Raw genomic sequence first — 4302 nt, forward strand, 5'->3', positions numbered from 1 at the left:
TCGCGATCCTGAACGTTGGCCGGCACGACGGCGAGCCCCAGGACGTGCCCCTCGGCATCGACCAGCGCCACGCGTTTGCGCCCGACCAGCTTCTTGGCGGCGTCGTAGCCGCGTGGCCCGCGCACACCGATGCACTTGACGCTCTGTGTATCGATGATCGCCAGCCGCGGCGTGGGACGCCGCCCGCAGCGGCGGCGCTGTCGGCGCGCGAGCGTCCGCATCAGGCTCTCGAACAGACCCTTGTCCACCCAGCGCCGGAACCATCCATAGACGGTGCGCCAGGGCAGGAAGCCGTCGGGCAGCGCCCGCCACCCGCCGCCCGTGCGCAGATGCCAAGCAACGGCCGCCATCACGAGGCGCGCTGACTTGGCGTTGGGTCGTGCCGCCGGGTCGGCCCGCTCCAGGAAGCGGGCCACCTCGTCCAAGCCCGCCTGCATCACCATGTCCTTCAGACGCGTCTCATGGCGCGTCCGATGCCGGTCCGTCCACATCTGCTCTCTCCTCCGCCCCGCCAGGCGGAATTTGTGTTGCCACACGAGACAGATGGGGACGGACGGCAGAGGACCTCAAACAGGCTCTAAGCACGACCGTGGTTCTCAGCTTGCTCGAAATTCCGGCGCCATCCGCATACCGCGCGGCAGCAAGCTGACCGGCGGCGGACGCCGCAAGCACTCCTCCAGGTACAGCATTCCTCCCGCTACCACGGCCCGGGTAAACGGCTTGGCGATGACGCCTGCCGCACCACCGAGATCGTCGTCGAGCCGCATCGGGTTGGCCGTGACGAAAACCACCATCGTGCCGGCCATACCTCGCAGCGTCTGAGCTACGTCGAGCCCCGACCCGCCTTCGCATAAGCTGAGGTCAACGAGGGCCAGGTCCGGATGCAGCGCCTGCGCGAGCCCGATGGCCTCGTCGCGGCGCATCGCCGTGCCGACCACGACGTGCCCGGCATCCTCGACGAGCGCCTCCAACTGCATCAAGATCAGCGCTTCGTCCTCGACCAGCAAGACCCGCAGCGGCGGGCCATTCATGAACGGGGTTCCTTCGGCGCGGACCCGACCGGGATCCGAAGCTCGACCCTCGTGCCGGGATTGGCCGGGTGCCACGCGATGCTGGCCGCGAGCTGGCGCGACAGGTTCTCGATCAACCGCTTCCCGAACGAGCCGACCCCGGTGGCGTTCTCCGGCATACCGTGACCGTCGTCGGCCACGCGGATGGCGACGTAGTTTCCGTCTGGTCGGACCGACACCGTCAGCACGCCGCCGCGCTCGCGCGCGAAGCCGTGTTTGAGCGCGTTGGTAATCAACTCGTTAAGCATCAGCGCCACGGGGGGCGCCTTCTCGACCGGCACCTCCACCGCCTCCAGGTCGAGGTGCAGCCGCACGTCGGTCCGCCCGGAGCCGCGGACGATGTCGTCGGCGAGATCCTGCGCGAAGGCTGCAACGTCGAACCGCTCGACATCGCGCGACTGGTAGAGGCGGCGGTGCACGGTGCCGAGCGCCTCGACGCGGTTCAGCATCGAGGTCATCGTCGCACGCGCCGCCGGGTCGGCGATGGTGCGCGTCTGCATGGTCAGCAGTGATGCTATCATCTGGAGGTTGTTCTTGACCCGGTGATCGACCTCGTGGACCAGCATCGTCTTGGCCGCCAGCGCTTCGGTCAGATCGCGGGTGCGCTTGGCGACCTCCCGCTCGACGCGCTCCTTTTCCTCCAGGACGCGAAGGTTGCCCTCGACGCGGTCGGTCACGTCCAACTGCGAGGCGAAGTAGAACAGGAGTTCGCCCGTCTCGTTGATCACCGGGCTGAGGTACAGCGCGTTCCAGAATGGCGTGCCGTCCTTGCGGTAGTTCAGCAGGTCGATGCCGATGTCGCGGACTTCCTCGATCGCCTCGCGCACCTGGCGCACGGCACCGCGATCGGTATCGGGTCCCTGGAGGAAGCGACAGTTGGTGCCCATGATCTCTTCGCGGGCGTAGCCGGTCAGGCGCAGGAAGGCGTCGTTGACGAAGACGATCGGGTTATCGGGCTCGCGCGGGTTGGTGATGATCATCGCCATGCGCGTCGCGCGGATGGCGGCGGCGAAGGGATCGCCCTTGCCGTGCTCGGCGTTCAGGCGATCGGTCAGGTGCCATGCGTCGGCCGGTTCCATCGTTTCTCCCACGGTGCGGCGGTGAGGGCCGCATCGCGGGCCGCGCGTTTCGTCGGGACAAAGCGGCGATGACGAGGAAGGGTTCCTGTCGACCCAGACGTCGTACGAGGTCGCCCCGAGCTGCACGTTCCGGCCGTGTTTGCTGACGGACCCGTCGATCCGGCCCAACAGCTTGGCTCATCGGCGTGGATGCGCAGAGTTCTACATGCGAGATCGCCGAGACTGCCGGTGCGGCCGGGTGGCGCGACGCTTGCCAGTCATCCCGGTCTGACCACCCATAGCCTTCTGTGAGCTGCTCTTCACACTGCCGGGGTTGTTTATGTTCCCCTCGGCGCTTCCGCCGCCGGCCGGCGTCTGTGCGAGGCCGGCTCCCGAGAGAGCGACAACGAATACGGCCGAAAGGGCGAGAGTTCTGGTGATCATGGCGTTTCCTCCGGTGACCGTGGCGATCACCGGAGGAAACGCCGGCCGATCCGCCTTTGTTCGAGCCCTGATGTTTTGTTGTCGGAGGGGTTTACCGAGAACCCCTCTCCCGCAACGGCGCAGGCTGCCGACGTCTGGGCAGCAGCTCGCAGAGGTGATCGTGGACGACCTCTGCACTGAACGGCTTGGCGATGAACGTGGCACCTTCGGGCAGATCGGCGGGGCCCGGCCGCATCGTGCCCGATGCCACGACGATGCTGATTCGAGGCCAGCGCCGGGCCACCTCGCGGGTCAGCGCGAATCCGTCCATCCCCCCAGGCATCTGCACGTCGGTAAACAGCAGCTCCACGCCTTCGAGGGTTTGCTCCAAGAGGGCGATGCCGCAAGCGCCATCCTCCGCTTCGCAGGTGGCGAACCCGGCATCTTCCAGAATGCCCAGGACATCCATGCGGATCAGCGGGTCATCGTCGACGACGACAGCGATCGGGCGGGGTTCGGGGACTGGTGACATGGCGGGGTCACAATGCCCGGCGGCGGCAGACGTTGCGTGCACGATGCCCTGGCGATGCCGAACGCCGAGTTCACCCCACTCGACGGTGCTGGGGGGCGAAGCCGCCTCGCCCACTCCTCGGACGTCGTCGTCCCGGTGGCGTGGCTACGCGCGGATCGACTGAGCTGGGCACAAAGCTGCACGTATGAGTACGGCCGAAATGTAGCTCGACGGAAATTGCGCATCATATCAGCCGCGTTCTGCGATGGTTCGGCTATCGGGCTCACGCCACGGACTCCCGACGAAAGCCCCCATCCAAGCTGCCTTCACGAAAGATCAATCGTTCCGAGCGTTAGTCGGCTATCGACCCAGGCGAGCGTCGAGGTATCCCGTGTTCGACATCACCCTCGGCGCTCACTCACCCGATGACATCGCCCACATCATCCAGGTCTCGCTCGCACCGGCCTTCATCCTCGCCGGCCTCGCGCAGATGCTCAACGTGTTCTCCGCCCGCCTTGCGCGCATCGCCGACAAGGTGAACGCGACCGCCCGAGATCTCGACGAGGCGGACCCCGCGGAAGCGCGCCATCTCTCGCAACAGCTCTCCTACCTACGGCGGCGCACCTTCGTGCTGGACACGGCCGTGGTGTGCGTCAGCCTCAGAGCCTGTTTGAGGTCCTCTGCCGTCCGTCCCCATCTGTCTCGTGTGGCAACACAAATTCCGCCTGGCGGGGCGGAGGAGAGAGCAGATGTGGACGGACCGGCATCGGACGCGCCATGAGACGCGTCTGAAGGACATGGTGATGCAGGCGGGCTTGGACGAGGTGGCCCGCTTCCTGGAGCGGGCCGACCCGGCGGCACGACCCAACGCCAAGTCAGCGCGCCTCGTGATGGCGGCCGTTGCTTGGCATCTGCGCACGGGCGGCGGGTGGCGGGCGCTGCCCGACGGCTTCCTGCCCTGGCGCACCGTCTATGGATGGTTCCGGCGCTGGGTGGACAAGGGTCTGTTCGAGAGCCTGATGCGGACGCTCGCGCGCCGACAGCGCCGCCGCTGCGGGCGGCGTCCCACGCCGCGGCTGGCGATCATCGATACACAGAGCGTCAAGTGCATCGGTGTGCGCGGGCCACGCGGCTACGACGCCGCCAAGAAGCTGGTCGGGCGCAAACGCGTGGCGCTGGTCGATGCCGAGGGGCACGTCCTGGGGCTCGCCGTCGTGCCGGCCAACGTTCAGGATCGCGA

The 4302-nt window shown here is 67.3% G+C and carries 6 protein-coding genes; 2 read left to right on the top strand and 4 right to left on the bottom strand.

Annotated elements, in window-relative coordinates; translation table 11 throughout:
* The 4 genes from Q8W71_RS32485 to Q8W71_RS32500 all read right to left on the bottom strand — a co-directional run.
* On the bottom strand, positions 1–491 hold a 491-nt coding region (locus tag Q8W71_RS32485), incomplete at its 3' end, for a transposase (protein WP_305528870.1).
* Positions 492–596: 105 nt separating this feature from the next.
* Positions 597–1031 (bottom strand): response regulator, encoded by a 435-nt coding sequence (locus Q8W71_RS32490; RefSeq protein ID WP_305529438.1) that lies wholly within the window; start codon positions 1029–1031, stop codon positions 597–599.
* Positions 1028–2317, bottom strand: a complete 1290-nt coding sequence (locus Q8W71_RS32495; RefSeq protein WP_370875601.1) for a histidine kinase dimerization/phosphoacceptor domain -containing protein — start codon at positions 2315–2317, stop codon at positions 1028–1030. The genes Q8W71_RS32490 and Q8W71_RS32495 overlap by 4 nt, the downstream gene beginning before the upstream one ends.
* Positions 2318–2663: 346 nt before the next feature.
* The gene (locus Q8W71_RS32500) at positions 2664–3083 is read right to left on the bottom strand and encodes a response regulator (RefSeq protein ID WP_305529439.1); all 420 of its coding nucleotides are present in this window, start codon (positions 3081–3083) and stop codon (positions 2664–2666) included.
* Between the two features lie 370 nt (positions 3084–3453).
* On the opposite strand from Q8W71_RS32500, the gene Q8W71_RS32505 reads away from it, so the two are divergent.
* Both Q8W71_RS32505 and Q8W71_RS32510 read left to right on the top strand, forming a co-directional pair.
* Entirely contained in the window at positions 3454–3843 is a 390-nt protein-coding gene (locus Q8W71_RS32505) for a DUF2721 domain-containing protein (protein ID WP_305529440.1), read from the top strand.
* On the top strand, positions 3812–4302 hold a 491-nt coding region (locus tag Q8W71_RS32510; protein WP_305528870.1), incomplete at its 3' end, for a transposase. The genes Q8W71_RS32505 and Q8W71_RS32510, both read left to right, overlap by 32 nt.

Source organism: Methylobacterium amylolyticum (genome assembly GCF_030700245.1).
GTDB lineage: Bacteria > Pseudomonadota > Alphaproteobacteria > Rhizobiales > Beijerinckiaceae > Methylobacterium.

Coding starts and splice junctions, on each gene's coding strand:
- Q8W71_RS32490 (WP_305529438.1), bottom strand. CDS start 1,031: ATGAATGGCCCGCCGCTGCGGGTCTTGCTGGTCGAGGACGAAGCGCTG.
- Q8W71_RS32500 (WP_305529439.1), bottom strand. CDS start 3,083: ATGTCACCAGTCCCCGAACCCCGCCCGATCGCTGTCGTCGTCGACGAT.